At 72.0% G+C, this 26,549-nt stretch carries 18 protein-coding genes; 10 read left to right on the top strand and 8 right to left on the bottom strand.

Features of this window, described 5'->3' with window-relative positions; genetic code table 11:
• The first annotated feature begins 155 nt into the window (after positions 1-155).
• Complete coding sequence (locus RIN75_RS35210) at positions 156-1,052, top strand: amino acid ABC transporter permease (protein ID WP_309116416.1); 897 nt, start codon at positions 156-158, stop codon at positions 1,050-1,052.
• A 1,212-nt stretch (positions 1,053-2,264) separates the two neighbouring features.
• Here RIN75_RS35210 and RIN75_RS35215 read toward each other — a convergent pair.
• The 3 genes from RIN75_RS35215 to RIN75_RS35225 all read right to left on the bottom strand — a co-directional run bounded on the left by RIN75_RS35215 (position 2,265) and on the right by RIN75_RS35225 (position 8,256).
• Positions 2,265-5,720, bottom strand: a complete 3,456-nt coding sequence (locus RIN75_RS35215; RefSeq protein ID WP_309116417.1) for a TM0106 family RecB-like putative nuclease — start codon at positions 5,718-5,720, stop codon at positions 2,265-2,267.
• A 278-nt stretch (positions 5,721-5,998) separates the two neighbouring features.
• Positions 5,999-7,135, bottom strand: a complete 1,137-nt coding sequence (locus RIN75_RS35220; RefSeq protein ID WP_309116418.1) for an HEXXH motif domain-containing protein — start codon at positions 7,133-7,135, stop codon at positions 5,999-6,001.
• On the bottom strand, positions 7,132-8,256 hold the full coding sequence (locus RIN75_RS35225) for an FxsB family cyclophane-forming radical SAM/SPASM peptide maturase (protein ID WP_375296064.1): 1,125 nt from the start codon (positions 8,254-8,256) through the stop codon (positions 7,132-7,134). The genes RIN75_RS35220 and RIN75_RS35225 overlap by 4 nt, the downstream gene beginning before the upstream one ends.
• A gap of 162 nt (positions 8,257-8,418) precedes the next feature.
• Between RIN75_RS35225 and fxsA the strand changes: the two genes are divergently transcribed.
• The 4 genes from fxsA to RIN75_RS35245 are packed head-to-tail and all read left to right on the top strand — an operon-like array spanning position 8,419 to position 14,438.
• Positions 8,419-8,586, top strand: coding sequence for an FxSxx-COOH cyclophane-containing RiPP peptide (gene fxsA, locus RIN75_RS35230; RefSeq protein WP_309116420.1), 168 nt, complete (start codon positions 8,419-8,421; stop codon positions 8,584-8,586).
• A 36-nt stretch (positions 8,587-8,622) separates the two neighbouring features.
• The gene (gene fxsT, locus RIN75_RS35235) at positions 8,623-12,321 is read left to right on the top strand and encodes an FxSxx-COOH system tetratricopeptide repeat protein (RefSeq protein ID WP_309116421.1); all 3,699 of its coding nucleotides are present in this window, start codon (positions 8,623-8,625) and stop codon (positions 12,319-12,321) included.
• Positions 12,322-12,337: 16 nt separating this feature from the next.
• A complete protein-coding gene (locus RIN75_RS35240; protein ID WP_309116422.1) occupies positions 12,338-13,300 on the top strand; it encodes a hypothetical protein in 963 nt (320 codons plus the stop codon).
• 31 nt (positions 13,301-13,331) lie between these two features.
• Positions 13,332-14,438, top strand: coding sequence for a hypothetical protein (locus tag RIN75_RS35245; RefSeq protein WP_309116423.1), 1,107 nt, complete (start codon positions 13,332-13,334; stop codon positions 14,436-14,438).
• On the opposite strand, the gene RIN75_RS35250 is transcribed toward RIN75_RS35245, so the two are convergent.
• The 3 genes from RIN75_RS35250 to RIN75_RS35260 form a co-directional block, all read right to left on the bottom strand.
• The gene (locus RIN75_RS35250; RefSeq protein ID WP_309116424.1) at positions 14,435-16,702 is read right to left on the bottom strand and encodes a hypothetical protein; all 2,268 of its coding nucleotides are present in this window, start codon (positions 16,700-16,702) and stop codon (positions 14,435-14,437) included. The genes RIN75_RS35245 and RIN75_RS35250 overlap by 4 nt on opposite strands.
• On the bottom strand, positions 16,699-17,628 hold the full coding sequence (locus tag RIN75_RS35255; RefSeq protein ID WP_309116425.1) for an ATP-binding protein: 930 nt from the start codon (positions 17,626-17,628) through the stop codon (positions 16,699-16,701). Before RIN75_RS35255 ends, RIN75_RS35250 begins: the two co-directional genes overlap by 4 nt.
• A gap of 798 nt (positions 17,629-18,426) precedes the next feature.
• On the bottom strand, positions 18,427-19,815 hold the full coding sequence (locus tag RIN75_RS35260; RefSeq protein WP_309116426.1) for an SDR family NAD(P)-dependent oxidoreductase: 1,389 nt from the start codon (positions 19,813-19,815) through the stop codon (positions 18,427-18,429).
• Between the two features lie 77 nt (positions 19,816-19,892).
• Here RIN75_RS35260 and RIN75_RS35265 point away from each other — a divergent pair, with 77 nt between their 5' ends.
• Together RIN75_RS35265 and RIN75_RS35270 are read left to right on the top strand one after the other, a co-directional pair.
• Positions 19,893-21,101 carry a hypothetical protein gene (locus RIN75_RS35265; protein WP_309116427.1) on the top strand — a complete coding sequence of 403 codons (1,209 nt, stop codon included), beginning with the start codon at positions 19,893-19,895 and terminating at the stop codon, positions 21,099-21,101.
• Complete coding sequence (locus RIN75_RS35270) at positions 21,098-21,823, top strand: hypothetical protein (RefSeq protein ID WP_309116428.1); 726 nt, start codon at positions 21,098-21,100, stop codon at positions 21,821-21,823. The genes RIN75_RS35265 and RIN75_RS35270 overlap by 4 nt, the downstream gene beginning before the upstream one ends.
• 130 nt (positions 21,824-21,953) lie before the next feature.
• On the opposite strand, the gene RIN75_RS35275 is transcribed toward RIN75_RS35270, so the two are convergent.
• Complete coding sequence (locus RIN75_RS35275; protein ID WP_309116429.1) at positions 21,954-22,889, bottom strand: LysR family transcriptional regulator; 936 nt, start codon at positions 22,887-22,889, stop codon at positions 21,954-21,956.
• A 15-nt stretch (positions 22,890-22,904) separates the two neighbouring features.
• Positions 22,905-23,111 (bottom strand): hypothetical protein, encoded by a 207-nt coding sequence (locus RIN75_RS35280; RefSeq protein WP_309116430.1) that lies wholly within the window; start codon positions 23,109-23,111, stop codon positions 22,905-22,907.
• Between the two features lie 120 nt (positions 23,112-23,231).
• Here RIN75_RS35280 and RIN75_RS35285 point away from each other — a divergent pair, with 120 nt between their 5' ends.
• Genes RIN75_RS35285 through RIN75_RS35295 form a run of 3 tightly spaced genes read left to right on the top strand, consistent with a single transcriptional unit; the run spans position 23,232 to position 26,525 of the window.
• Positions 23,232-24,068 (top strand): 2-amino-3,7-dideoxy-D-threo-hept-6-ulosonate synthase, encoded by an 837-nt coding sequence (locus tag RIN75_RS35285; protein WP_309116431.1) that lies wholly within the window; start codon positions 23,232-23,234, stop codon positions 24,066-24,068.
• Positions 24,069-24,094: 26 nt separating this feature from the next.
• Complete coding sequence (locus RIN75_RS35290; protein ID WP_309116432.1) at positions 24,095-25,168, top strand: 3-dehydroquinate synthase II; 1,074 nt, start codon at positions 24,095-24,097, stop codon at positions 25,166-25,168.
• A 4-nt stretch (positions 25,169-25,172) separates the two neighbouring features.
• The gene (locus RIN75_RS35295; protein WP_309116433.1) at positions 25,173-26,525 is read left to right on the top strand and encodes an AMP-binding protein; all 1,353 of its coding nucleotides are present in this window, start codon (positions 25,173-25,175) and stop codon (positions 26,523-26,525) included.
• The last annotated feature ends 24 nt before the right edge of the window (positions 26,526-26,549 follow it).

Raw genomic sequence — 26,549 nt, forward strand, 5'->3', positions numbered from 1 at the left:
TGCGGGCTTGTCAACCGCTGACCGATCGTGGTTTCAGCAGGTGGTCACTCTTGTTCGCGAGCCGGCGAAGTGGCTTTGCTCGTCGCCGATCAAGTGGTTCCGGTCCTGGTCGGAACCGCTCCGCCTCCGCCGCACCCCTCCCTGAAGGACCCTCCATGAGCGTGTCCGCACAACCACGCCTGCGTGAACCCGACGACGACCTGTCGACCCTGAAAGTCGTGCCGACCCGCCACCCCTGGCGGTGGGTCGGCGTGGTGGTCGTCTTCGTGCTGCTGGCGCAGTTCGTCCACGGCCTGGCCACCAACCCCGGGTGGGACTGGCCGACGTTCGCCCAGTACTTCACCGCCCGGTCGATCCTGCGAGCGGTGCTGGTGACGCTGGAGCTGACCCTGTGCGGCACCGCGATCGGGTTCGCGCTGGGCGTCGTGCCGGCGCTGATGCGGTTGTCCCGCAGCAGGTTCCTGTCCGGGGTGTCGTGGGCCTACGTCTGGGCGTTCCGGTCGATCCCGTTGATCGTGCAGTTGTTGTTCTGGTTCAACATCTCCTACCTGTACGCGGAGCTGCACTTCGGGATCCCGTTCGGACCGGCGTTCTTCGGGGTCGACACCAAGGACCTGATCAGCCCGATGGGCGCGGCGGTGCTGGGGCTGGGGCTGCACCAGGCGGCTTACGCGGCGGAGATCGTTCGGTCCGGGATCATCTCGGTCGACGACGGACAGTTGGATGCGGCGGCGGCGCTGGGGATACCCAAGTCCCGGCAGTTCCGGCGGATCGTGCTGCCGCAGGCCATGCGGTCGATCCTGCCGAACGCGGCCAACGAGGTCATCAGCCTGTTCAAGGGCACGTCGATCGTGTCGGTGGTGGCGATCGGGGAGCTGTTCTACGACGAAGAAGGGGAGCGGCTTGGGCGAGCCGGTGGCCGAGGCGCTGAACCACCTGATCGCCAGTGGGAAGTACGGCGAGGTGCTGGAGCGGTGGGGGTTGACGAACGAGGCCGTGCCGGTGTCGGAGATCAACCCGCCGGGGTTGCCGAAGAGCTGAGCACCGGCTGAACCGGCCTGTGCACGGTCGGCGGGACCGCGACCAGCGGTCGAACGCTTTTTGCCGCGCAGCGGCTGCTTTTCGCCGCGCTCCGCGCGGCGGGCTGCTCCCAGCCACTGCGGGGCTTCGGTTCCCCCACCGTATGGCCTGCCCGAAGGGCTACCACAGATTCCCCGGGTGCAGCCAAAAAGTTTTGCGAGGAACGAGCAAAAGTTTTCAGCGGCACCCGGGGAATCTGTGGTTGGCTTTGCCAGGCCATGCGGTGGGGGAACCGACGCCCTTCCCTCCCCCATCGGTGGTCTGCCCGCCGGCGAGGCGCTTCTGATCTTGAGAGCGCGCAGCGCGTTCGAGCTTGAGGGCGCGTCAGCGCTGTTCAAGAGCGCGAAGCGCGTTCATCCTCCAGCAGCGCGGAGCGCGTTGCGTCTACACGCGCGAAGCGTGGATTTGAGAGCGTAAGCGCGGCTCTAAAGATTAAAGAGCCTCGCCGGCGGGCGAGCCGCCAAGGATGACACAACTACAACTGCGGGGGCTTCTTGCTTGTGCCATCCCCGCATGACCCGGCAAAGCCGACCACAGATTTCACGGGTGCCGCTAAAATTTTTTGCTCGTTCCTCACAAAAAATTTCGGCTGCACCCGGGAAATCTGTGGTAGCCCTTCGGGCGGGCCATACGGGGATGACACAAGCAAGAAGCCCAAGTTGAGGTGTGCCCCCCCGGCGGACTGCCCGCACGGCAACTGCCCGCAAGGCATGGCGGGCTGCCCGCGGGGCATGGCGGGCTGGTCGCGGGGCATGGCGGGCTGCCCGCGGGGCATGGCGGGCTGGTCGCGGGGCATGGCGGGCTGCCCGCGGGGCATGGCGGGTTGGTCGCGTGGCATGGCGGGCTGGTCGCGTGGCACGGAGGGCTGGTCGCGTGGCGGTGGGTGTCCATCGCTCCAGGTTTCACCTGGGACCCCGGGACAGGGTGCCCTGCGTGTGCGGCCGAGGGCCGGACAAGCGGGAGGCTTGTCCGGCCCTCGGGTTCCGTCCGTCGGCTTGCCCGGCCGCCGTGGTGTGCTCGCCTCGGGACGGGGTGGCTCGCGGTGGTGGGAGTGCGGTCCGGCACCGCGAGGCCGGTCAGGTCTTCGCGTACACGTCGAGGGTGTCGGTGGCCGTGTAGCCGCCCGCGCGGTGCAGGGAAGGTTCTCGCGCTTGTTCACATTAAGAGCTGATGATCGGATGGCGTCATAGCGGTTGGGCATAGATGCCGTCGATGGGCCACGGGCGGGCGTCCGCCATGAGGCCGATCATCCCCGACACCAGGCGCAACTGGTCCACGCCCCGGATGTCGGCCTCGACCAGGCGCGGCGAGCACACGACGATCGCCGCCGCCTGGGCACGGGAGAGCGCGACGTTGATCCGGTTGCGGGAGAGCAGGAAGTCCAAGCCGCGGGGCAGGTCGACTGCGGCGGAGGAGGTCATGGTGGTGATGACGACCGGGGCCTCTTGGCCTTGGAACTTGTCCACGGTGCCTACGCGGACCTCGGGGTAGCCGTGCTTTTCCAACTCTCGTCGGACCATGCGGACCTGCATGTTGTACGGGGCCACGACGAGGATGTCGGAATCGTCTAGAGGGCGGGAGTTCTGTCCCTCTGTCCACATGCGACCCATCAGGGACTGGACAATGTGGACGACCGCTTTCGCCTCTTCGATCGAGCTGGTGGTGTTGTGGCGGTGGTCCACCTCGTGGAGGTAGACGCCCGAGACCAGGTCGGCGATCGCGCGGTCGGCGGCGGTGGGGTGGGAGTGGAGGAGGCCGGCGTAGGACAGGTTGGACACGGGGGTGCAGACGTCCGGGTGCATCCGCCGTGTTTGGTCGAGGAAGTAGCCCAGGGTGGGCGGGATGACGTCGGCGTCGCCGATCAGGTGGCCCAGGGCCGATGCGTCGGCACCGGCTGGGTGGGTGCCCTGCACGACCTGGGGGAGTTGCTGCGGGTCGCCCAACAGGACCAGGTTGCGGGCGCACGTCGAGACCGCCAGGGCGTCGGCCAGGGCGAACTGGCCCGCCTCGTCCACGATCAGGACGTCGAACGGCTGCTCGCGCAGGGTGGCGTTGGCGAACGTCCACGCCGTGCCGCCGACCAGGTGACCCCCGCCCTGGTCGGTGCGCCACCGGACCAGCGACGGGTTGTCCTTCGGCTGCTCCCACAGGCAGTCCTTGGCCGGAGTGCCCTTGGGGCGTTTGGCCGTCGGGATCGGGACACCCAGCTCACGCCCGGCGGACAGGGCGGCGCCGAGGACGTTCTCCACCGCCTTGTGGCTGTTCGACGTCACGCCGACGGAACGGCCGGAGCGGATGAGGTGTGCGATCAGGCGGCCGGCGAGGTAGGTCTTGCCGGCGCCGGGCGGTCCCTGCACGGCCAGGGTCGAGCCGTCCAGGGCGTCGACGGCCGCGATCACGTCGGTGATCACGTCCTCGGTGTGCGGCAAGGTGCCCGCGTTGCGCAGGCGGGGCGGCGTGCGGCGGACGAGGTCGACGCCCGGGTGCGGCGGCAGGGTCGGGAGGTGGTCCACGACCGCGCGGGCCAGGTCGTAGACGGCCTCGTCCTTGGGGGACGGGCGGACCGGGCTGCCGGGGAGCACGGCGATCGGGCGGTCGGTGTCGGTCTCGTCCGGGGCGGTGCTCTCCAGGAGCACGATGTCCTCGGCGGATTCGGCCAGCACCACGGCGTCCCGGGTGCGGTTCGGGGTGCCCGGGTAGAGCAGGCGGACCTGGTCGCCCTTGGCGAACGGGTGCGGGCGGTCCGGGTCGCAGCGGAGGGTCAGTTCGCGTTTGGCCTTGCGCACCCGGCCGGAGGGCATCTGCCAGTCCTCCGCCCGGACCGAAACCGGGACGGTGCAGGCGTTGTCGGACTCCAACTCCGGCAGCGGGGCGGCGACCTGGCGGAAGAAGTCCCACCACGCCGGGTTGGTCTCGCGGCGGTGGTAGCCGACGGCGGCGGCGAGCAGGGCGCGGGCGCGTTCGTCGTCGGTGGCGTCGGCGGGGTTGTCCGGCAGGCCCTCCAGGAGGGGGTCGACGACGGCGGCCAGGCGGGCGGCGCGTTCGGCTCGGCGCTGCGCGGCCATTTCGTCCTCGATCTCGTCCACAAAGGACTGTTCGGGCACGTGCGGCTCGATGCCGGCCTCGGCGCGGATCTCCAGGAGGAAGTTGTAGAGGCGGCGGGTGGAGACGCAGTCGTAGGCGTTGTAGTCGGCGATGCCGTTGAGGACTTCCTCGGCCTGGGCGATGTCGTCGCGCTCGTTGAGGGTCAGGTACTCCTCGTAGGCCTCGATGCTGGACACGGCGGTGGTGACGTCGCCGTCGCGGACGGTGTCCATGTAGAGGGGTTCGAGGTACTTGATCGAGTACGAGCGTTGGGAGACGCGCAGGGCCTTGCGCACCACGGCGTAGAGGTCGACCAGGGCGCGTGAGCGCAGGAGGTGGTCCACGGCTTCCTCACGTGTGCCGTGGAGGGCGGCGAGGCGTTTGAGGGCGCTGGTCTCGTAGGGGGCGTAGTGGTAGATGTGCGCGTCCGGGTGCTGCGCGAGGCGAGCGGTGGCGAAGTCGACGAAACGTTCGAACGCGGCCTTCTCCTGCGGTCGGGTGTGCGCCCAGAAGGGGGTGAACTCCTCCTCCGGGGTGACCACGCCGAACAGGTACTCCAGGCCCTCGCCGTTGAGCGCGAACGGGTCGCCCTCCATGTCGAAGAACAGGTCGCCGGGGCTCGGCGGCGGGAGCTCGGCCAGCGCCTCCGGGGCGACGACCTCGTAGGCGACCTTGCCGACCGGGTCGTCGGCGGTGCGCGAGTCGTCCTGGATGACCTGGAGGGCGGCCTGGGCGCGCAGGCCGGTGAAGGTGGCGGTGGACATGGTGGCCGGGCGGTCCTCGCGGGTGGCGTTGGCGAGGGCGTCGATCGTGCCGAGGCCGGCGGCCTGGAGCTTGCGGCGCTGGTCGGTGCGGATGCCGGCGACCAGGGACAGGTCGCGGTCGCGTTCCCGGCCGGTGGCGCAGTGGCGGGCGAAGCGGCAGGTGGCGCAGGCCGGGCGTTCGTCGTCCCAGAGGCGGTCGGGGAGGGTGGTGGTTTCTTCGAGGCGCTCGGTGAGGCGGGCTTTGAGGCTGTGGACGAGGGGGAGGAAGTCGGCGACGCGGTAGGTGCGGGTGGTGCCGTCGCCGAGGACGAGGTGCATGCGGGGGCCGGCGTGGTGCTTGAGGGCGTCGGCGTAGGCGGTGAGCTGGACGATGTTCGCCGGGGAGGGGTGGCGGGCGAGCTTGGCGTCGTGGGGCTCGTAGCCGTGGTCGGTGCGGACCAGGAAGTCGGCGCGGCCGTGGAAGCCGTCGGCGTAGAAAACAGCCTGGTAGACGACTTGGGCTTGGGCGTCGAGGGCTTCTTGGGTGGCCTGGGCGGCGGCTTGGAGGGCTTCGTGGGTCGGCGCGGGTTGGGGGATCTCCACCACGTCGTGCGCGGCTTTGAGGCGGGTGAGGACGGCGAGTTCGTGGGCGAGGCCGTGCTTGGCGGCGAGGAGGTCGCGCTGCGGGTCGGGAGCGGGGGCGCCGGGGACGTCGCGGGCGAGGGCCAGGGTGAGGCGGCTGCGGTGCTCGCACTCCAGCAGGTCCACCAGGTCGGCCGGGGAGTGCACCAGTCGGCCGTCGGCGTTGAGCATGGCGGGCAGTATCGCCGGGGTGGGGGGTTCGGGCGGGGACCGTGCTCGGCGAGTCGCGCAGGTGTGGCCTCCGGCCCCCGTCTCGATCGTCTCACGACCCACCGACAATTCCGTGGGCTGCGGGCGGCGCCTGCACGGCGCGGGCGGCGATCTCGCGGGTCGGCGGCGGTCTGGTGGTGCGGGCGGCGGTGGCGGCTCGTGGGTGGGCGGCGGTCTGGTGTGCGGGCGGCGGTCTTGTGGTGGGGGCGGCGGTCGTCTGGGTGGGTGTCGTGGGTGGGTCAGCTTGGTTGGCGGGTGGTCCAGCGGGTGTGGTGGGCGGTGGCTTGGGCGGCTGCTCTGGCTTTGGCTTCCGGGTGGACGGGTTCGGCGCACCAGGCGCGGAGGACGGCTGCCATCTCGGTGACGAAGCGGGTTCCTGTCTTGGTCAGCTTGCCGCTGGTCAGGAGGGTTTCGGTGGCGGTCAGGGCGGCTTGGCGCCAGCGGGCGTACTCGGTTTGGGCGGCCAAACCCGGGCGGGTGCGCCAGAACCGTGCCACGCCCAAGTGCGCGTAAGTGCCGTGCAGGAGGCCGGCCAAAGGTCTGGGGTCCTCGCGCCACGGGGCGTAGAAGATCTCTCGGCGGTCGGGGACCAGCAGGGGGAACAGGTCCATCAGGGCCACCAGCTTCGTGTGCTGCGCCTCGTGGACGAGGGTCACCGCCAGCGCCTCCGGGTCCGGTGACGGGGACAGGAAGAAGCAGCCGAACGCATCCGCGACCGTCGCGCTGGTGGTCCCGGTCGCGGACGGGGGCATCGGCGTGACCACGGTCAGGAGTTCGGCCACCTCGGCGGCCAACGAAGGGTGGTCGGTGGACAGGATGCGCCAGGCCGCCGACAGTGAGCGGCGCCACTCGTCGATGTCGACAGCAGGGGCGATCGGGAGTTCCGGAGGGACGCCGCCCCCGGCCCAGGTGTCGATCTGGACGGTGCGCGGGCCGAGGGTGATCTCGGGCAAGGGGGTGTGGGTCAGGGTGATCGGGTCGGCCACGCCCAACGTGGGTAGGGCGAAGACGTCCACCGGGGGGAAATCCAGAGTCACCGGGAGGCCGGCGCGCAGGGCCGCTGCGGCGGCCGTGAAGGACAGCTCGGCCGGGCGGGCCGGGGCACCGGAGCGGACGGCCAGGGCGGTGCGGATGGCCCACGCGCCGACGGACGGGTGGTCCAAGACAGTGGCCACCTCGGTGGGGGCGGCACGGTCGGCGTCTACCAGCAGGCGGTAGGCGGGGCGCGCCTCGGGAGCGGTGGCGATGAGCCTGATCAGCAACGACGTCCGGCTGCGGCGGGCCAGGCGCAGGTCGCGGACCACCGCCGGGCCGCCCTCGCCGCGGGCCAGTGCGGTGAAGGCGGCGGCGGACAGCCGCCACGGCGGCACCGTCACGCCAGCGCCGCCAGGTCGGTCGCCGCCCGGTCCCGGACGTGGGTGATCAGGCAGAACAGGTCCGGGCAGTACACCGACGGGTGGTCGAACCCCGACCCGGCGCGGAACCGGTGGGCGCGCAGACCGCCGCCGCAGGCCGCCACGATCGAACACGCGCGGCACGTGGCGGACAGGCCCGCCCGGCCGGACGCCGACGCCACCACCTCGGGCAGCGCGAGCGCGCGGTCGAAGTCGTCGCGGGACACGTGCAGGCCCGTGCTCGCGGCAGCGGGCTCGGACGACGCCAGGATGTCCGACGCCGAGATCGCGCCATCGGTCTCCACCACCACCTGCGCGGTCGGCGTCAACCCCACGCCCTCCAACCGGGACCGCCCGCCCAGCACGACGTTCAGCAGTTCCTCGAACAGCCGCACCCGGGTCACCGGTTCGTCGTACCACCGGTCGAACAACGGGATCAGCCATTCCGCGTAAGGCGTCACCGGCGACCCGGCGACCCGCCGCGGCGGCGGAACCGTCCAGTTCCCGTGCGGCAGCAGAAAATCCACGACCGGCGGGGAAAAATCGAGCAGCGACCGGTAGACCTCGTGCGGGTCGTTGTTCACGTCGACCACACACAGCACCCCCCGGTACACCGCGCGGAACTCGTCGGCCAGCAACCGCAAAGCGTCCCGCGCCGCCGCCCAACTCCCCGTTCCGCCCGGCCGCACGCGGTGCCGGTCGTGCGCTTCCCGACCGCCGTCCACGCTCACCCCGACACCCACGTCGAGTTCCGCGAACAGCCGCAGGAAGTCCCGGTCCAGCAGGGTCCCGTTGGTCTGCACGGAGAACCGCACCGGCACCGGCACCACCGCGCGGAAGCGCTCCACCAACCCGACCAACGCCGCACGCCCCGCCAACAGCGGTTCTCCGCCGTGCAGCACGACTTCCACCTCGGACAACCCGTGCGCCCGCACGTGCCGCGCCACCCGTTCGGCCGTGTGCGCCACCACTTCCGCCGACATCGCGCGCGGTCGGGAACGCCAGCCCTGGTCGGCGAGTTCGTAGACGTAGCAGTAGTCGCACGCGAGGTTGCAGCGGCTGTGCACCTTCACGACGAACTGGCGGAACGGCCGCGTTTCCATGCGCCCCCCCGATCCATCGGCGCCCGAACAACCAACCAAACACATCGCGCCGGGGCCCACTTCCGCCGATCGGAGGATTCCCCGCATTCTTCGTTGTCGCGCACTACGATGGGATCAAGGGACGCGCAGCAAACCCGCAACATTGCGGTGAGGGGGTGGGAGATGGCCGAGGAACCCGTCCTGGAGTCCGAACTCCTCGACGTCACCGGGATCGACCTCGCGCGCTTGGCGGAGTTGCCCGACGCCGCGTTGCGCGCCGCCCTGAACCGCATCCTCGCCGAGAACGCCGAGTTGCCCGACCGGTTCGCCGCGTTCGAGAGTTCCCTGTAGCCAACGCTTTCCCGTCCCGCCGATCTGGAGCAGTCGATGAGCAGCCCTGCCGGCCACGGCCACACCGGTGTGACGGCGTTCCTGTCCGCGACCGGCGGCACCGGGCGCACCAGCGCCGTGGCGAACCTGGCCTGGGTGCTGTCCGGTGCGGGACAACGGGTCCTGGTCGTGGACTGGGGTTCCGAGGTGCCGCACGTGCGCGAGTACCTGGAACCGTTCCTGGTGTCCCGCAGGGCTTTGCCGGACGCGCTGGGCCGCGCGCTGCTGGCCGCCTACCACGCCGACCCGGCGCGCGAGGAGGACCCGCCGCCGGTGGTGGAGCGGTTCGCGCTGCCCGCCCCCGACGACCGTGGCCACATCGACGTCGTGGCGCCCTTCGGCGGTGAACCCGGTCGCGGCGGCCACGGCGACGCGGGCGCGATCGCGGAGTTACGCGCGCGCCTCGCCGAGTCCGACTACGACCAGGTCCTGATCGACGCGCCGACCGGTGTCGCGGACGAGTCGCTGACCCTCGTCGCCACGCTGTGCGAACTGGCCGTCGTGTGCTTCCGGCCCCGCCCCCGGGCCATCGCGGACGCCGCCGACCTCGCCACGAAGGTCCGCAAGCGCGCGCCGATCCGCATCGACGTGGTCCCGGTGGCCACCCTGTTCGACGACTCCGAGCAGTCCCGCGCCCAGCGCATCCGCTCGCAGATCCACGCCGCCTTCGCCGAACTGCTGGCCGGGCAGGCGAAACGCGTCCCGGACGGCGGCACGGTGGAGATCCCGTACCGGCCCTTCGACGCCTTCGACCCGCTGCTGGCCATCCTGGCCGAGGAACCGGGCGGCGGCGGGGCGCTGGAAGCCCAGTACGGCCGCCTGGCCACCGCCGTCAGCGGCGGCGCGGTCACCGCGGCCCGGCCGGTCTCCCCGGTGTTGCGCGCCCGCTACCGCCGCGTGTTCGGCCTGACCTCGACCGCCGAACCGGACCGGGTCGCGATCGCCTACGCCCCGCGCGACCGGGCGTGGGCGGACTGGGTGCGCGGCCAGCTCGAACGCGCCGGCGCGCAGGTCCGCCCCTACTCCGAGGCTCGGGAGTGGTGGGACGACGACGTCCCGCCCGGCGTGGTCGTGCTCGTCTCGCCGCACCTGGACGACGTCGAACTGCCCGACCGGCCGGTGACCCTGCTGCGCCTCCTGCTCGCCGAGGACGACGACAGCGAAGGCCTGTCCGTGCACCGGCACCCGCCGGAGACGTTGTCCGCCAAGCTGCTCGGGCACTTCGGCCTCATCGACCGCCCCGGAACCGCGCACGACGCCGCCATGCGCGTGCCCGGCGCGGACCCCGCGGTGTTCCACCTGCCGCCCCGGCACCGCGCGTTCGTCGGCCGGGACGAGGACATCGAGGCGTTGCGCGACGAGTTCGCCGACGCGGGCGCCGAACGCGCGGTCGTCACGCTCAACGGCGTGCCCGGCGTCGGCAAGAGCGAACTCGCGCTGGAGTACGCCTACCGCTTCTCCGCCGACTACGACGCCGTGTGGTGGCTCTCCGCGCAGGACCGGCAGTCCGTGCAGGTGGGCCTGGCCGACCTGGCCGCGGCGCTGCGGCTGCCCGGCTCCACCGACTTCGGCTCGCTGACCGCGCTGGACCGGCTGGCCACCGACCCGTCCTACGCCCGGTTCCTGCTGGTCTACGACAACGCAGACGACCTCGACGCGATCGCGGACCTGCTGCCGCCCGGCGCCACCGGCCACGTGCTGATCACCTCGGGCATGGCCGCCGCGCCGGCCATCGAGCTGGTCCGGATGACCCGCGAGGACGCCGTCGAGCTGCTGCTGTGCCGGGTGCCGGGCCTGGTGGTGGAGGACGCCGAGCGGGTCGCCGCCCACCTGGACCGGCTGCCGCTCGCGCTGGACCTGGCCGCCGCGTGGCTGGCCGAGACGACCGGGGTCGAGCGCGGCGCGGGCTCGTCGGACGCGGACGCGGCGGCGTGGGCGACCCGGACGTTCTTCGAGCGGCTCGCCCAGTCCGACCGCGACGGCGTCGGCCGGGTGGTCGACGTGGTCACCGGGTCGTTGCGGGAGACCGGGATCGGCCGGGTCGCGGTGCTGGTGGCACGGCTGTGCTCGTTCCTGTCGCCGCAGGGCGTGGCGCTCGGTCTGGTGCGCTCGCCCGCGTTCCTGGACCGCGTGGTCGCCGCCGGCGGCCTCGACGCCGCACCGTTGGAGCTGGACGCCGGCGAGATCGACCGGGTCCTGTGGACCGGGGCGCGGCACGGCCTGTACCGCGTCGACTGGGGCGACCAGTACACGCTGCGGCTGCACCGGGTGGTGCAGCGGGCTTTGCGCGACGGGATGCCGCCCGCCGAACGCGAAGCCCGGCAGGCGGACGTGCTCGCCGCCCTGGCCGCGTTCGCGCCCACCGAGGTGGAGGAGAAGTCGCCCAGCCGCGCGGACCGGTTCCAGGAGTTGCAGCAGCACGTGTTCCCGTCCGGCGCGGTGCACAGCAACGACCCGAAGGTGCGCCGCTGGCTGGTCAACCAGGTGCGGTTCCTGTACACCGACGGCGGCGCGGGCGTGCGGAAGGCCGCGCTGGAACCCGGCCGGGCGCTGCTGGAGTCGTGGACCCGCAGGTTCGGCGCGGACGACCCGCTGCGCAACCGCCTGGCCGCCCAACTGGCCAACGTGCACCGGGTGCTCGGCGAACCCGCCGAGGCGCTGCGCCTGGACGACCTCGCCCTGGCCCAGCAGCGCCGCGCCCTGGACCTGCTGCACCAGCAACCGCTGATCACCGCCCGCGGCCGGGGCGGCGACCTGCGCGGCCTGGGCCTGTTCGCCGAGGCGCTGGCCGAGGACCAGGCCACCTGGGAGGGCCTGCGGACGGTCGTCGGCGAGGACCACCCGGACACCCGCCGCGCCGCGCACAACCTGGCGCTGTCGATGTTCCTGTCCGGGGACGTGGTGGGCGCGCTGGCGCTGGAGGAGGACAACTTCCGCCGCCGGCGGCGGCTGTTCGGCGAACGCGACGAGTTCACCTGGAGCACGCTCGCCCAGATCGGGCTCTACCAAAGGGAACTGGGCCGCTACCCGGAGGCGCTGGAAGCGCTGCTGAAAGCGTCCCAGAAGCTGCAGAGCCTGCGGCCGGAGCTGAACCTGGTGCAGGTGCGGGTGCACTGGCAGTACGCCGTGGCGCTGCGGCTGGCCGGCCGGACGCGGGCGGCCAAGGAGCGCACCGGCAAGGCGTTGCGGGACTTCCGTGAACTGGTCGGGTCGGACCACCCGTTCACCCTGGGCTGCCGGCTCAGCTTCGCCAACGACCACCGCCGCGTCGGCGGCGACCCGGACCTCGCGGTGGAGTTGGCCCGCACCGCGCTGGACGGGTTCGCGGCGCTGGAAGGCGTCCGCGAGCAGCACCCGTTCCACGCGCTGTGCCGGCTGGGTTTGGGGCTCGCGCTGCGGGCGGCGGGCGACCACCCCGGCGCGGTGGCCAACGTCGAGGCGGCGGCGGCCGTGCTGCGCGCCCGGCTGGGCGACACCCACCCGTGGACGTTGGCCGCGGCCGTCGACGAGGCCCGTGTTCGGGCGTCGGCGGGGGACGCGGACGCGGCGGCCGAGCTGATCGCCGTCGCGCACGCCGACTGCGTCGAGTTCCTCGGCCCGGACCACCCGTACACCGCCGCCGCCGCGCACAACCTGAGCCTCGGCCCCGCCGCCGAGGACTGGCTGGAGTGCGATGTCGACATCCCGCACACCTGACCGCCCCGGAGGAAGCGTGGAGCTGTACGAGGAGGAGGCCGAGCACCTGGGCCCCGAGTTCGACACCACCCGGCACGCCTGCCGCACGGCCATCCTCAAGAGCCCCGCGCTGCACTACCTCGCGCACTACAGCAGCGGCGTGTTCGACTTCGGCGTGGACGCGCTGGGCGACCCGCCGCCCGCGCCCGGCGCCCTGCCCGGCGGCAGCCGGCGTGAGGAGCTGAAGCGCCTGGGCCGGCACCTGACCTTCCAGGTGTCCGCGCTGGGGCGGACGTTGCAGGAGGCGCGCACCGGCCGGTTGATCCGGCTCGTCCTGCACACCGAGGAGGGCGCGCTGTTCTGCGACTCCGTCGTGCCCACCGAACACGTCGTCGGTCTGGTGCTGGACCACGCCGGTGCCGGCCCGCTGTTCGGCCACCCGGCGGTGGACGAGGCGGACCGCGCGGTCGCCGAGCTGGCCACCTCGCTGCGCGCCGAACTGAGCCTGGGCTCCCTCAACCCCGGTGGCTGGGAGACGGCGGAGGATCCGGTTCCCCTGCCCGGCGCCGGCCCGCGTGACCCGTTCGTGTCGGCCGCCGGCGGCCGGTTGGCGGAGTGCACGGAGGCGGCTCGTGCCGAGGACCTGCACGTGGTGGCGCACGTGGCCCGCGGCGAGATCCTGACCATGGTCGACCACCTGGGCGACCCGTCCCTGGCCCCGTTCTTCAAGCAGATCACGGTCGAGGCCCGCCGCCGCTTCTACCTGGGGTTCCTCCGGGAACTGGGCGGGGTCGTCACCAAGCTCAACCGGGCCCTGCGGCCGGTCGTCGGCGGCCTGCTCGCGCGGGCCGTGCTGGACGTCGAGATGGGCGCGGTCTACTACTACCGGCTGGGTCCCGGCGAGTACCTGGCGGGCGTGACCATCGACCAGGCGCGGGTGAGCAACGCCGACGACCGGCTGTCCGCATTGGCCGCATCGCTCACTCCATTCGGGTCTTGAACAGGTTGTTTTCGTTGCCTACGGTGAAATGGTGACGCCCGCGCTGCGTTCGGCCGCGCTGTTAGCCGCCCTTGGCGTGGGGTGGTTCGTCGCGTGGCGCGGCGAACTCCGCGAAGTCGACGAATCCTCGGCATACGGGCTGTTCATCACGGCACTGCTGGGTTTCGGGCTGTACGCGAGCACCAGCGGCATCGTGATCGAGGAATTCCGCAAGCAGTTGCGCACCGTGGTTATCGCGGTCACGCTGGGTGTGCTCGCGAAAGTCGCGCTGATCTTCGGCGTGATGTTCCTGGTGTACCGGCAGCCCGAGCACTTGGTGTTCGCGGTCGCCGTTGCCCAGATCGATCCTTTGTCGGTCGCGGCCGTGCGCGCCAAGTCCCGGATGTCCGATTCGGCGAAGGCGCTGCTGGCGGCGTGGGCGTCGTTCGACGACCCGATCACCGTGCTGCTGACCGTCTACATCACGTCGTTCGCCCTGCGGGGCGGCGCGGTCGGCGGCTTCGGGGCGTTCACCGCGAACTTCGCCCTGAACCTCGCGCTGGCCGGCGGCGGCTTCCTGGTGTGGCGGCTGGTGCGGCGGCACGGGGTGGCGGTGACCGGGCGCTGGTCGCGGGTGGTGCTGCACGCCTTGTCGGCGATGGTGGTCGTGGCGATCGGGTACGTGGCGGTGACGTTCTCGCTGCTGCTGGCGCTGGCGTTGATCGGGTTGTTCTTCCGGCCGGACCTGGGGAAGTGGGTCGACGGGCTGGCGGAGGCGGGGATGTTCGCGGCGACCTTCGCGGTCGGGTTGGTGCTGGCGTTCGAGTTCTCGTGGGCGCTGGCCGGTGTCGGGGCGGTGCTGGGCGCGGCGGCGTTCTTCGCGCAGGGCGTGGTGGCGTGGGTGCTGACGTTGCCGAAGCGGTGGCGCGGCGACCGGATGCGGTTGTCCCTGGGGCAGCAGAACGGGTTGACGGCGATCATCCTGGCGTTGTTGCTGGAGCCGGGTTTCCCGGGCGCGATCGCGGTGGTGGCGCCCGCGGTCGTGGTGGTCAACCTGTTGCACGCCTTGACCAACGGCATTTACGACCGCGTCCAGCCGGCGGTGCCGAAGGCGGTTCCGGTCCCGCCTTTCCAGCCCAACCGGGTTCCGCAGTATTAGTGGTTTTCGTGCAGTCCCTTGACCACCGCGCGGCGGACGCGGGGGCTGAAATTCCGCAGGGCGTCGTGCAGCCGGGTTCGCCGGGTGGTCTGGTTGACGTCCGCGACCAATCCGCCGCCCCGGGCCGTCCACGGCGGGAGGACGAAAAGCGGGTCGAGGTCGAACAACGGCAGGAATTCCACGATGTCGTCGTAGATCCCGCACAGCTGTTCGAGGCGGTCTTCCGGGTCCGGCGTGTCCGCCTGCGTCCGGTACCACTCGGCCAATGCCGTGCGGAACGCGAGAACCGTTTTCTGGATCAGGATCGCCTTCGCCGCCGCGTCGGTGAACTCCGGCGTCCGCAGGCGCCGGTGCACGGCTTCCTGGGTCCGGGCGGGGGCGAAGTCGAACGCCTCGCTCAGCATCAGGTCGACCTGCACCAAACCTTCCAAGGCGTCCACGGCGTCGCGGAAGAGCCGTTCCACCTCGCCCGGCAGCCTGGTGTCCGGAGCGGTTCGGGCGGAGCTGCCGACCAGGAGGTTGAGCTGGCGACCGATCGCGCCGAACTGGCGGTCGGAGGACGTGCGCACGCCGTCCACGTGCTCGGCGAGCTGTTCGATGAAGCCGTAGATCCCGGCCTGCTGGCGGGAGAGCTGGTCCATGCGCTGGCGCAGCGCGGAAACCGGGTCCTGCTCCGGGGGGAAGCCGGTGGCGCCGACCAGGGCCTTGAAGTCCTCGGCGAACGAGCGCTCGGAGAACACCAACGGGTCGCGGCCCAGCGGTTCGCGCAGCTGGATGGCCACGCCGTCGGTGAGGACGCCGTTGACCAGCACGACGACCTGGGCGTCCGGTTGGGCTTCGCGGACCGCGGACACCCGGCGCATCACGCGCGTGACGTCGTCGTTGTCCAGCAGGGAACCCTCCAGCAGCACCGCGCAACCGGCGTCGCGGTCGGGGAAGGTCACCCAGAACTCGGCCTTGGACTCCTCGCCGGTGCCCAGCAGGTGGTTGTGCCAGTACTCCCAGCCGTTGGCGTCGAGCAGCCGTCGGACGGCGCCGTCGAGGTCGTCGGCGCTCAGGGATCCGAACAGTTCGCGGGCAGCCTGGCGGACCATGTCGTCGGTGGCGGTGACGTCGGGGTCGCCGGTCGCCCTCGCCTTGTCGTCCACCAGCCGGAACACCCGGTGGCACAGGCGGACCACGTTGCGGGTGTTGCCGCCGGCCACGTCACGCAGGTAGCGGACGGTTTCCGGGGTGAACGGGGTCAGGTTCGTCCGGCCGGTCTGGGCTTCCTGCGCGCGCACGATGAACTCGCGGACCTGGGCGTGGCTGAGCCCGGACATCGTGACGGTGTAAGGGATGCGCTGGCGCACCGCGGGCGGCAGGACGGCCTTGAACTCCGGCAGCCCGCACAGCACCAGGCACGCGCCCGCCTTGGCGAACACCTGCAACAGGGTCTGGAACGCGGCCATCGTCTGCGCCTGCGGCTGCTTGTCCGCCGAGAAGATCTTGTCCAGCTCGTCCAGCGCGAGCACGAACCGCCGCTGCCGGCCGCCGAACAGCAGGGCGAACACGCCCATCGCCTCCAGCGCCGCGACCTCGGTGTCGATCGGCGTGGTGATGCCGCGCTCCACCAGCACCTGGTCCGGCGCGCCACCGAGCAGCCACGACCACACCGCGTGCTCGAAACCGGGGCGCAGCAACAGGGTCAGCGCGGTGCCGAAGTCCTTGTTGTTGGTGACGTGGCGCAGCGTGTCCTGGACCTTGCGCAGCAGCGCGCTCTCCATCAGGCCCAGCCGCTCCACGACCTCCTGCGGCTCCAACTGGCGGCTGCCCAGCCAGTCCAGGGTGTCGGCGGTCAACCCGGTGCTCTGCAAGGAGTCCGCGACGATGTCCGCGTAGTAGTCGCTGACCTGCGCCCGCACGCCCTCGCGGCCCAGCCGCTGCATGAACCGGCGGTACAGCTCGATGAAGCTGTCCGCGGTCGCCTCCAGGTAGAGGGCGCGGGTCGGGTCGTCCAGGGCGCGGCGGGCGTGCCGGACCAGGCGCACGGCGAGGTGGGTCTTGCCGGTGCCGTAGTCGCCCAGCACGGCGAACACGGTGCCCGCGCCCGGTGGTCCGTCGAGGTAGGCGTCGAGGTGGGCGACGGCCTGCCGGGTCGCGTCGGTGGCGATGGTGACGTCGACCGAGTCGAAGTCCTCCTGGAAGTCGTCGATGATCAGGGCGACCGCCATCGGCGAGAAGGGGTTCTTCCGCGCGGGCGGGAGTTCGTCGCTGCCGCTCATGGCTGCATCCCCAGTCCGTTCAGGTACGCCCTGATGTCGTCCACCGTCACCAGATCGGTATCGGTGTAGCTTAGTCCGGAAGTGAGCTTCCGCTCGTACGTTCCGTGGAGGATCCGCTGGAGCATGGCGACGGATTGGCAGATCTTGCTCAGCAATTCGACCGCCTGATCACTCAGTTGCGGGTAGGTTCCGGCGTCGGTGTGACGCAGGAGCCGGTCCTTGGCGAACCGGAGCTGGTCGCCGGAGTCGAGCTTGCCGACCTGCAGGGTGACCGGCGGGACCCACGCCTCCAGCCGGCGCACCAGCTCGGCGATGTCGTCGGCGCGGAAGAACGCGGATTCGGCGAAGAACAGGACGCGAGGGCTGCTCAACTGCTTGGCGTACCGGACCACTTCGTCCAGCAGTTCGTTGGGCGAGGGCAAGAGGACGAGCAGGACCACGTCGTCGCGCAGCAGGTGGGCCAGGCGGGGGAAGACGCGCTGCGGGTTGTCCCGGTCGCCGCGGGTGGCCTCGACCTCTTCGGGGCGCAGTGCCCGGGTGTCGACGAGCCGGTCGAAGAGCTGGTCGCAGACCTGTTCGAGGCGCTGCTGGATGGACAGCTCCTCGTCCTCGGGCAGGCAGCCGGTGAGGTCGACGACCAGGCCTTTCCGGCCCCGTTTGGCCAGTTCCACGGCGGTCCAGTCGGCGCACCGGTTGACCAGCGCGGTCTTGCCGCACCCGGATTCGCCGGTCACCAGGACCAGGCGGCCGTCCTCCAGCACGCCGGACAGGTCGCCGATCTCCTGTTGGAACTGCTGGAACGCGGCTTCGGCGCCGTCGACGTCGACGTAGTAGTCGCGGTGTGCGGTGCGTTCCCAGGGTCGGAGGGGTCGCATCGGCGTGCGCTCCCAGCCGGGCAGGGGGAACGGGTTCATCGGCCGCGTCATCGCACGCCTCCGCCGGCACGCAACAGGACGGCGACACCCACCGCCCGCCCGCGACCCATGCCCACCCCCACGCCCCGGCGACCGCTCCAGCCTACCGACGGAGAGTGGCACACCGGGCCGGGTTGCGTGCGGTCCCTACCCGATTGGCCGATACCCGTTGCTACTTCTTCGAGTTCGGCGGTGGGTGGTCACCACGGAGCGGGTGCGTAGTCGGAGACGTGCCGTCGCACTTGCGCACGGACGGGTGACGGCGAGGTGGGGCTTCCGGCGCAGTCGGGCGCTGTCCAGCCCAGCCGGTGGCTTGCCGGCGGAGCGGGGCTTCCCGACGCAGCCGGAGGGCTTTTCCGGCGCAGCGGGGCTTCCCGGCGCAGCCGGAGGGCTTTTCCGGCGCAGCCGTGCTTTTCCGGCGAAGCCGGTCCGGCGGAGCCGTGCTTTTTCCGGCGGAGCCGGTCCGGCGGAGCCGGGGTTTTTCCGGCGGAGCCGGGGGCTTTGGGGCTTTTGCTGGGTGGCCTGGGAGGGGGTGGGCGGGTGGAGGCTCAAGTGACACAGCCCCTTTGCGCTGGTGACCCCGCAGCCCACATGGCCGTGTGCCGGTGAGCGTTCCACCCACCCACCCCACCCAGGCCGTCCCCGCAAAAGCCGCAAAGCCAACAACCCCGCGCTTCGCGCGAGCGCCTTCGGCGCAGAAGCCGCAAAGCCGCAAAGCCAACAACCCCGCGCTTCGCGCGTCGCGCTGACCGCGAGCGCCTTCGGCGCAAAGCCAACAACCCCGCGCTTCGCGCGCAGCGCCACCCGCAGTCACCACGGAGCGGGGGCGTAGTCCTTCAGGAAGCAGCCGTACAGGTCTTCGCCCTGCTCACCCCGCACGATCGGGTCGTACACCCGGGCCGCGCCGTCGACCAAGTCCAACGGCGCGTGGAATCCCTCCGCCGCCAGCCGCAACTTCGTCGGGTGCGGGCGCTCGTCGGTGATCCAGCCGGTGTCCACCGCAGTCATCAGGATGCCGTCAGTCTCCAGCATCTCCTGGGCGCTGGTCCGGGTCAGCATGTTCAGCGCGGCCTTCGCCATGTTGGTGTGCGGGTGGCCCGGACCCTTGTACGCGCGGGAGAACTGGCCTTCCATCGCCGACACGTTCACCACGTACTTGCGCCGGGCGGGTGAAGCGGCCATCGCGGCGCGCAGGCGCGAGATCAGGATGAACGGGGCCGTGCTGTTGCACAGCTGGACTTCCAGCAGCTCCACCGGGTCGACCTCCTCCACCCGCTGCACCCAGCTGTTGGAGTGGTGGACGTCCGGCACCAGGCCACCGGCGTCGATCGCCGTGGACCCCGCCGTCAACGCCAGCGCGGTCACCTCGGGCATGGTCTCGGCCAGCGAACCCGTCAACGCCACCGGGTGCGCGGACGACGTGTGCCCGAACGAGATCAGCTCCGGCAGCGGACCCGACGGCAGCGGCGCGGACTCGGCGGCCACCAACGGCGCGTACGCGTCCCGGGACCGACGCACGGTCTGCGCGGCGTTGTTGATCAGGATGTCCAGCGGGCCGTCGGCGGCGACGGTGTCGGCCAGCCGCACCACCTGGCTCGGGTCGCGCAGGTCGATGCCGACCACGCGCAGCCGGTGCAGCCAGTCCCCGCTGTCCTCCATCGAGGCGAACCGGCGGACGGCGTCGTGCGGGAACCGGGTGGTGATGGTGGTGTGCGCGCCGTCACGCAGCAGGCGCAAAGCGATGTACATGCCGATCTTCGCCCGACCGCCGGTGAGCAATGCGCGCTTCCCGGTCAGGTCGGCGCGGGCGTCGCGGCGGCCGCGGTTGAGCGCGGCGCACGGCGGGCACAGCTGGTGGTAGAACGCGTCGACCTCGGTGTACCGGTTCTTGCACGTGTAGCAGGACCGGGCGCGCTGGAGGGTGCCGACGACCGTGCCGGGCTCGGGTTCCTTGAGCAGGATGCCGCGGGTCTCGTCGTCGATGCGGGTGGGCGAGCCGGTGGCGGTGGCCTCGATCACGGCCCGGTCGGCCAGCGTGACGGCCGCGCGCTTGGCGGCTTTGCGGCGCTTCCGAAGGCTCTTCCAGATGCCCGCGGTCGCCCGCCTGATGACCACCGCGTCCGGGTGCTCGGTGTCCAGTTCATCCACCTGGGCGAGGACCCGCAGGGCGATTTCCATCTCGGCGGGGTCGATCTGCACGGGGAAAGGGTACCCGTGAAAAAGATTCGTTCCTCTGACGGGTGAAATCCACGTGAGGCGGCGCTAGGGTGCCCGGCATGTCCACAGCGGGTCCGCGGGTGCGCCGACTGGCCCACCCCGACGCCGACATCCGGGCGCGGGCACTCGGTCTGCCGCGCGGCCGACCGGTCGTGCTGCTGCTCGGTCCCTCCGGCGACCTCGACACCGACCTGGCCGCCGCGCTCCTGCCAGTGCTGCGGTCCGTGCTGGTCACGGCCGTGCAGCGGGACGCGGTCGTGATCACCGCGGGCGCCGACGCGGGTGTCCCGCACCTCACCGGCCTGGCCGCCGAGGCCCTGGACGGCCGTTGGCCCCGGTTGGTCGGTGTCGCGCCGTCCGGGCGGGTCGCGGCGGAGGACGCCGAGCCCGGGCCGGGTGAGGCGCGTCTCAACGCGAACCACGACGCGGTCGTGCTGGTGCCCGGCTCGCAGTGGGGCGAGGAGGTGCCCGCGCTGGTCCGGACGGTGGACGCGGTCGCGAGCCGGCGGCCCGCCCTGGCCGTGCTGGTCGGCGGCGACGACGCGGCGCGCGCGGCGCTGGTCGAGCACCTGGGCCGGGACCGGCCGCTGCTGGTGCTCGCCGGGACCGGCGGGCTGGCCGACGACATCGCGCGCGGCGCGCTGGGTGACGACGACCTGGCGGTGCTGACCCGCAGCGGACAGGTCGCGGTCGTCCACTTGGACGAGGGCCCGGACCGGATCGTGGCCGTGCTGCACCGCGTGCTGGGGTCCCGCGAGTTCTCGACGCCCGTGCAGCCGGTGCGCGTGTTCCCCCGGTTGCGGTTCCGCGAGCCCGCGCAGCGGCCCGTGGTGGACCCCGGGTACGTGCTGGACTACCCGTTGCTGGCGGACGCGATCCACGACGCCAACCAGGTCGTCGCGCCCGTGCTGCACGAGCAGGAGACCGCGGCGCTGCGCGAGCGGGAACGTGCCCGGCTGCTGGTGGTGCTGGCGCTGACGGCCGGGTTCGCGACCGTGTCGTTCGGGGCGTTGCAGGTCTGGCTGCGGGACGTGCCGTGGCCGGGTGTGCTGGTCGCGGTGGCGGGCGCGGGCGCCGCCGTGCTGACCGTGTTGGCCCGGGGCGGCGAGAACCCCGAGGCGCGCGCCCGGGCCGAGCAGTTGCGGGCGCTGTACTTCGACCACCTGGCCGCGCCACCGGCCGCCACCGACGCGGAACGCGACGAGCGCGCCCGCGAGCTGGCGACCGAGGTGGCCCGCCACCGCCACGAACCGGTGAGCAACGCATGACGACCGACGAAGACCCCAAGCCCGAGCCGGCCGCCGAGCCCACGACCGGCGCTGTCGACACGGCGACGCCCGAGGCACCCTCGGACGTCTCCGAACAGGTGACCGCGCCCAAGCCATCGCCCAAGCCCCGCCGCACGTCCGCGCCGGAGCCGTCGCCCGAGCCACGCCCCGCGCCGGCCCCCGCCCCCGCGTCCGGCCCTACGCCGGCCCCGACGCCAGCCCCTACGCCCGGCCCGACGCCGGCCCCCACGCCCGGCCCGACACCGGCGCCGCGCCCCGCGCCCCGGCCCAAGGAACCGCTCGTCCTGACCCCGGCCGTCCTGGCCGACCACCGCGAGCAGTTCCTGCGCGCCTACCTGCGCCACCGCGTCGGCGACCGCCTCGCCGCCTTCGAGCACGCCCGCACCCGCTACTCCCGCGCCCTCCGCTGGACCACCGCCGGCACCGTCCTGCTCTACACAGCCGCCGCAACCCTCGGCGCGGTCGCGGTGGCCGACCCGGGTCGGCGGGCGATGTGGGGCTTCCTGGCCACCGTCACCGCCGCACTGGCCACGGCGGTCACCGTCTACGAGGCCGCGTTCTCGTTCCGCGCCCAGGCCCGCCGGTCGGCCAGCGGGGTCGCGCTGCTGCACCTCCTCCAAGCCCACGGCGCACCCGAGGGCCAGGACGGCGTGGACGCGTTCCGCACCGAGGTGGAAAGCGTCCTCCGCCACGCAGACTGATCCCACGCAGACTGATCCCACGCAGACTGATCCCACCCCGATTGGTCCAGAGTGGACTGTCGACCATCGGTGAGGTCATCGGCGGCCCGGTGGTGTTCGCCTACCAGGGCGTGGCTTCCTGTTCCTGCGCCTAACTGGCCGCCGCGGCCAGTGCGGCCGGACGAGGCCCCCGCACCCGTTCCTGGTACGCCCGCAGCACCCGGCCGTGCAGCTCGTCCACGTACTCCGCCGCCGCACCGTCGCGTTGCCACACCAGCAGCACGCGGCGGTGCACCGGGCTGCCCACGACCGGCTTGAGCACCACCCCGGGCAATTCCCGCCCGGTGGGGAAGAAGAACGCGACGGTGTGTCCCGACCGCACGAGTTCCGCCGCGGACACCGGGTCGACGCCGAAGTGCACGCAACGCGGCGTGAACCCGGCCGCCTCGCAGGCCAGGTGCAGGTTCACCCGTCCGCCGCCGTAGTTCTCGTCCGGCACGGCCCAGTCCTCATCGGCCAGTTCGGACAGCCGAATCTCGCTGCGCCCGGACAACCGGTGCCCCGCCGCGATTCCCACCAACATGGGCTCGGTCACCAGCGAACGGCAGGCGACCTCTTCGGGAATCCGCAGTGGACTCTGGGGGAACTCCACCACCAGCGCCACGTCCAGCTTGCCCGACCGCACCAGGTCCAACACCGCGTCGCAGCTGCGTTCCACGTGGGTTGTCCTGGGCTGGCTGGGCAGCATGTCCCGCACCACGTCCACCAGCAACGGCGTCGGCGCGCCCGCCACACCGCCCAGCCGGATGCCGGCGCCGCCGTTCTGCGCGGCCAGCCGCCGTGCCGTCACCATCAGGTCGTCGAACCGTTCCACCAGGTCACGGGATCTCAGCACGACGTGCCGGCCGAGTTCGGTCAACTCCACGCCGTCGCTGCGCCGCAGGAAGAGCGGACCCCCGAAGCCGCGTTCGATGCGCCGCAGCTGCGCGGTCAGCCCGGCTTGCGCGATCTTCAGCGAGGAGGCGGCCCGGCTGATGCTGCCCGCCTCCGCCACGGTCAGCACAACGTGGAGGTGTCTCAGCTCCATGTGCACTGCCGCAGCCTAGGGCAACCGGATCACGTCCAGCACCGACCGTGCGAGTGTGACAGGTTGACGCAGCGTGGCCGCGTCGGCTTGTCGCGTCGCGTTTTCGCCGATCACGCTGTCCGATCGGCGGAAAACGCGACGCGACGAGCCGACTTCCCAGGCGGCCTCGCCCGCGACGCCGGAGGCGGCGCAATTCAACGCAGCGTGGAGGAATCGTCGCACAGCGTTGCTCCAACAGGTGCATAACTGACGAGTTATCGCCAGCTGCCAACTCCCCGCAACAGTCGGGGTTCGACCACTCTTCAGCGTGGCTATCGCCGATCCTGGGGAGGTGTGAGCGACATGAGGAAAGCGTTGCGGCTGCGACGCCTTTCCCGTCCGCGTGACGACAGGTACCTCTTCGTCCCGCTCGACCACAGCGTCTCGGATGGTCCGGTGGTGCCGCGCGACCGGTGGCCCGACCTGATCTCCTCGGTCGTCGTCGGCGGCGCCGACGCCATCATCGTCCACAAAGGACGGATAAGGACCATCGACCCGATGCTGCTCGGCGGCTGCGCGCTGATCGTCCACCTGAGCGCCGGCACCGCGCACATGGCCGACGCCAACGCGAAGGTGCTCGTCGGCGAGGTGGAGGAGGCGCTGCGGCTGGGGGCCGACGCGGTCAGCGTGCACGTGAACATCGGGTCGGACACCGAGCCGCGGCAGCTCGCCGACTTCGGCGTGGTCGCGAACGCCTGCGACACCTGGAACGTGCCGCTGGTGGCGATGGTGTACCCGCGGGGGCCGCGCATCGCCGACGCCAACGACCCCGCCCTGCTCGCGCACGTGGTCAACATCGCCGTCGACCTGGGCGCGGACATCGTGAAGACGAACCTCGCCCTGCCGGTGGAGCGGATGGCCGAGGTCGTGGAGAGCTGCCCCATCCCGGTGCTGGTGGCCGGCGGCCCGGCTGTGACCGGCCCGGTGGCCGGTGGCCCGGCTGTGACCGGCCCGGCGACGGGCGGCAGCCTCGTGGACTACGCGCGCGCGTCGATGGCGATGGGCTGCGCGGGACTGGCGGTGGGCCGGCGGGTGTTCACCTCGCCGCAGCCGATGTCCCTGGTCGCCGAACTCGCCTCCGTCATCCACGCCGAAGACCCCGCCGGCCTGGTGCCGGCCATGTCCGGCGCCGTGTCCTGATCGAGCCCGCAACCCTGGAGTCTGGCGTGAAGTTCGCCTGGATCGACCTCCGAACCGTCCCCGAGGCGCACCGCGAGTCCGTGGTCGACGCCACCCTGCACGCCCGCCTGGCCGGGATCGTCTCCGACGACCCCGCCCTGCTGGACACCCTGCCGCCCACGGTGACCCGCGTGCTGGTCTCGCCCGAGCCGGTGGACAGCCCCCACCTGGTCGCCGTCGTCGTGGACGACCGGGACCGGCTGGACCGGCTGACCGCGACCGCCGCGTTCGTGCAGGTCCGCGACGACCGGACGCTCAAGCTCGCCTGCGACGCGGCGGTGAAGCTGGAGCACACCCTGGTCGCGTTCACCGACCCGACGAAGATCCCGCTGGAGATCGTCATCGCCGCCGCCGACGGCGCGCCCGGCAAGCTGATCACCGAGGTCGCCGACCTGGAGGAGGCCGCGATCGTCCTGGACGTGCTGGAGCACGGCTCGGACGGCGTCCTGCTCGCGCCCCGCGACGCGGCCGACGTGTTCAACCTGGCCCGCCTGCTGGAGGCCAAGACCCCGCCGCTGACCCTGACCACGCTCACCGTCGACGGCATCGCGCACAACGGCCTCGGCGACCGGGTGTGCGTCGACACCTGCTCGCACTTCCGCGAGGACGAGGGCATCCTGGTCGGCTCGTACTCGTCGGGCTTCATCCTGTGCTGCAGCGAGACCCACCCGCTGCCGTACATGCCGACCCGGCCGTTCCGGGTCAACGCGGGTGCCCTGCACTCCTACGTCCTCGGCCCGGACAACCGCACCAACTACCTGTCCGAGCTGCGCTCCGGCAGCACCGTGCTGGCCGTGGACTCCGAGGGCCGCACCCGCAAGGTCACCGTGGGCCGGGCCAAGTTGGAGTCCCGCCCCATCCTGACCATCACCGCGCACTCGCCGGAGGGCGTCGAGGTCAGCCTCACCGTGCAGGACGACTGGCACGTCCGGGTCCTCGGCCCCGGCGGGAAGGTCCGCAACGTCACCGAGCTGCGGCGCGGCGACGAGCTGCTCGGCTACATCGCGACCGAGCAGCGGCACGTGGGCATCCCCATCGGCGAGTTCTGCAAGGAGACCTGACCCGATGCGCGAGTTCGTCACCGACCTGCTGCGCCGCCACGGCGACGACGTGCCGGCGTTCACCCATGACCACACCGTGACGCACGGGCGGCTGCGGGAGTCCGTGGCCGCCGAGGCGGGGCTGTTCGCCGCGTCGGGGGTGGGGGAGGGCAGCACGGTCGCGGTCCAGCTGCCGCCCAGCTTCACCCAACTGGAGGTGGTGCTGGCGCTGTGGAGCCTGGGCGCGCGGGTGATCTCGATCGACCACCGCCTCAAGCCCGCCGAGGTCGAGGGGCTGCGCGACCTGAGCCGGCCCCAGTTCGTCGTCCGGGCGACCGGGCGGGCCGCCGGGGCGTTCCGCGAGCGGTACGAGCTGGTCACCGAGCGCCGGGCGGACGGCCTGCCCGCGCTGACCCGGCACCGGCTGGTCCAGTTCAGCTCCGGGTCGACCGGCACGCCCAAGGTCATCGGCCGCGGCACGGAGTCGATCATCCGCGAGGTGATGCGGTTCGGCGCGGCGGAGGGCATGACGCAGCGCGGCGAGAAACTCCTGCTCCTCAACGCGACCGCGCACAGCTTCGGCCTGATGGGCGGGCTGCTGCACTCGCTGGCGGTGGGCGTGGAACTGGTGTTCGCCGCCCGCCCGACGGCCGACGACGTCCTGCGCGCGGCGGCCGTCCACGAGGTGGACTTCATCACCGGGTTGCCGTTCCACTTCGCCCTGCTGGCCGAGGCGGCCGACCGGCCGGCGCTGCGGACCGTGCGGGCGGCGTTCGCGGGCGGCGAGATGATGCCGGCGGAGGTCGCGGAGGCGTTCGGGCGGGCGTACGGGTTCCCGGTGGGGGAGTGCTTCGGCACCACCGAGACCGGTGCTTTGACCTTGGACGTCCTGGGTGCCACCCGGCCGTCGGTCGGCAAGCCGTTGACCGACACCACCCTCCGGGTGCGCGACGGCCTGGTGGAGGTCGCCCTGGACGAGTCGCCGTACCTGCGCGACGACGGCACCGGCCGGTACGTGGACGGTTGGCTGCGGACGGGGGACCGGGGCGAGTTCGACGAGCGGGGCGCGTTGCGGCTGCTGGGGCGGGCCGACTCGCTGGTGGTCGTGCAGGGTGCGAAGGTCGACCTGACCGAGGTCGAGGCGACTCTGCGTGCACACCCGTTGGTCGTGGAGGCGATCGCGGTGTACGACGGGATGGTCGAGGCGTACGTGGGTACGGAGAGCGACGAGCTGTCCGAGGATGACCTGGTCGTCTGGTGCCGAGACCGCCTGGCCGACTTCAAACTCCCGCACCGGACCCACGTCCTGCGCGCCCTGCCCCGAACCGCGGCCGGCAAGCTCGTCCGCAACCCGAAGGCCCTTGCCGCCGCGCGGTGACCCGGGACTCTGTGGCAGGGTGAT

This window comes from Saccharothrix sp., from assembly GCF_031180885.1.
Lineage (GTDB): Bacteria > Actinomycetota > Actinomycetes > Mycobacteriales > Pseudonocardiaceae > Actinosynnema.

Coding starts and splice junctions, on each gene's coding strand:
- fxsT (WP_309116421.1), top strand. CDS start 8,623: ATGAGCAGCCCTGCCGGCCACGGCCACACCGGTGTGACGGCGTTCCTG.
- RIN75_RS35270 (WP_309116428.1), top strand. CDS start 21,098: ATGACGACCGACGAAGACCCCAAGCCCGAGCCGGCCGCCGAGCCCACG.
- fxsA (WP_309116420.1), top strand. CDS start 8,419: ATGGCCGAGGAACCCGTCCTGGAGTCCGAACTCCTCGACGTCACCGGG.
- RIN75_RS35255 (WP_309116425.1), bottom strand. CDS start 17,628: ATGACGCGGCCGATGAACCCGTTCCCCCTGCCCGGCTGGGAGCGCACG.
- RIN75_RS35215 (WP_309116417.1), bottom strand. CDS start 5,720: ATGCTCAACGCCGACGGCCGACTGGTGCACTCCCCGGCCGACCTGGTG.
- RIN75_RS35265 (WP_309116427.1), top strand. CDS start 19,893: ATGTCCACAGCGGGTCCGCGGGTGCGCCGACTGGCCCACCCCGACGCC.
- RIN75_RS35285 (WP_309116431.1), top strand. CDS start 23,232: ATGAGGAAAGCGTTGCGGCTGCGACGCCTTTCCCGTCCGCGTGACGAC.
- RIN75_RS35295 (WP_309116433.1), top strand. CDS start 25,173: ATGCGCGAGTTCGTCACCGACCTGCTGCGCCGCCACGGCGACGACGTG.
- RIN75_RS35250 (WP_309116424.1), bottom strand. CDS start 16,702: ATGAGCGGCAGCGACGAACTCCCGCCCGCGCGGAAGAACCCCTTCTCG.
- RIN75_RS35210 (WP_309116416.1), top strand. CDS start 156: ATGAGCGTGTCCGCACAACCACGCCTGCGTGAACCCGACGACGACCTG.
- RIN75_RS35225 (WP_375296064.1), bottom strand. CDS start 8,256: ATGGAAACGCGGCCGTTCCGCCAGTTCGTCGTGAAGGTGCACAGCCGC.
- RIN75_RS35275 (WP_309116429.1), bottom strand. CDS start 22,889: ATGGAGCTGAGACACCTCCACGTTGTGCTGACCGTGGCGGAGGCGGGC.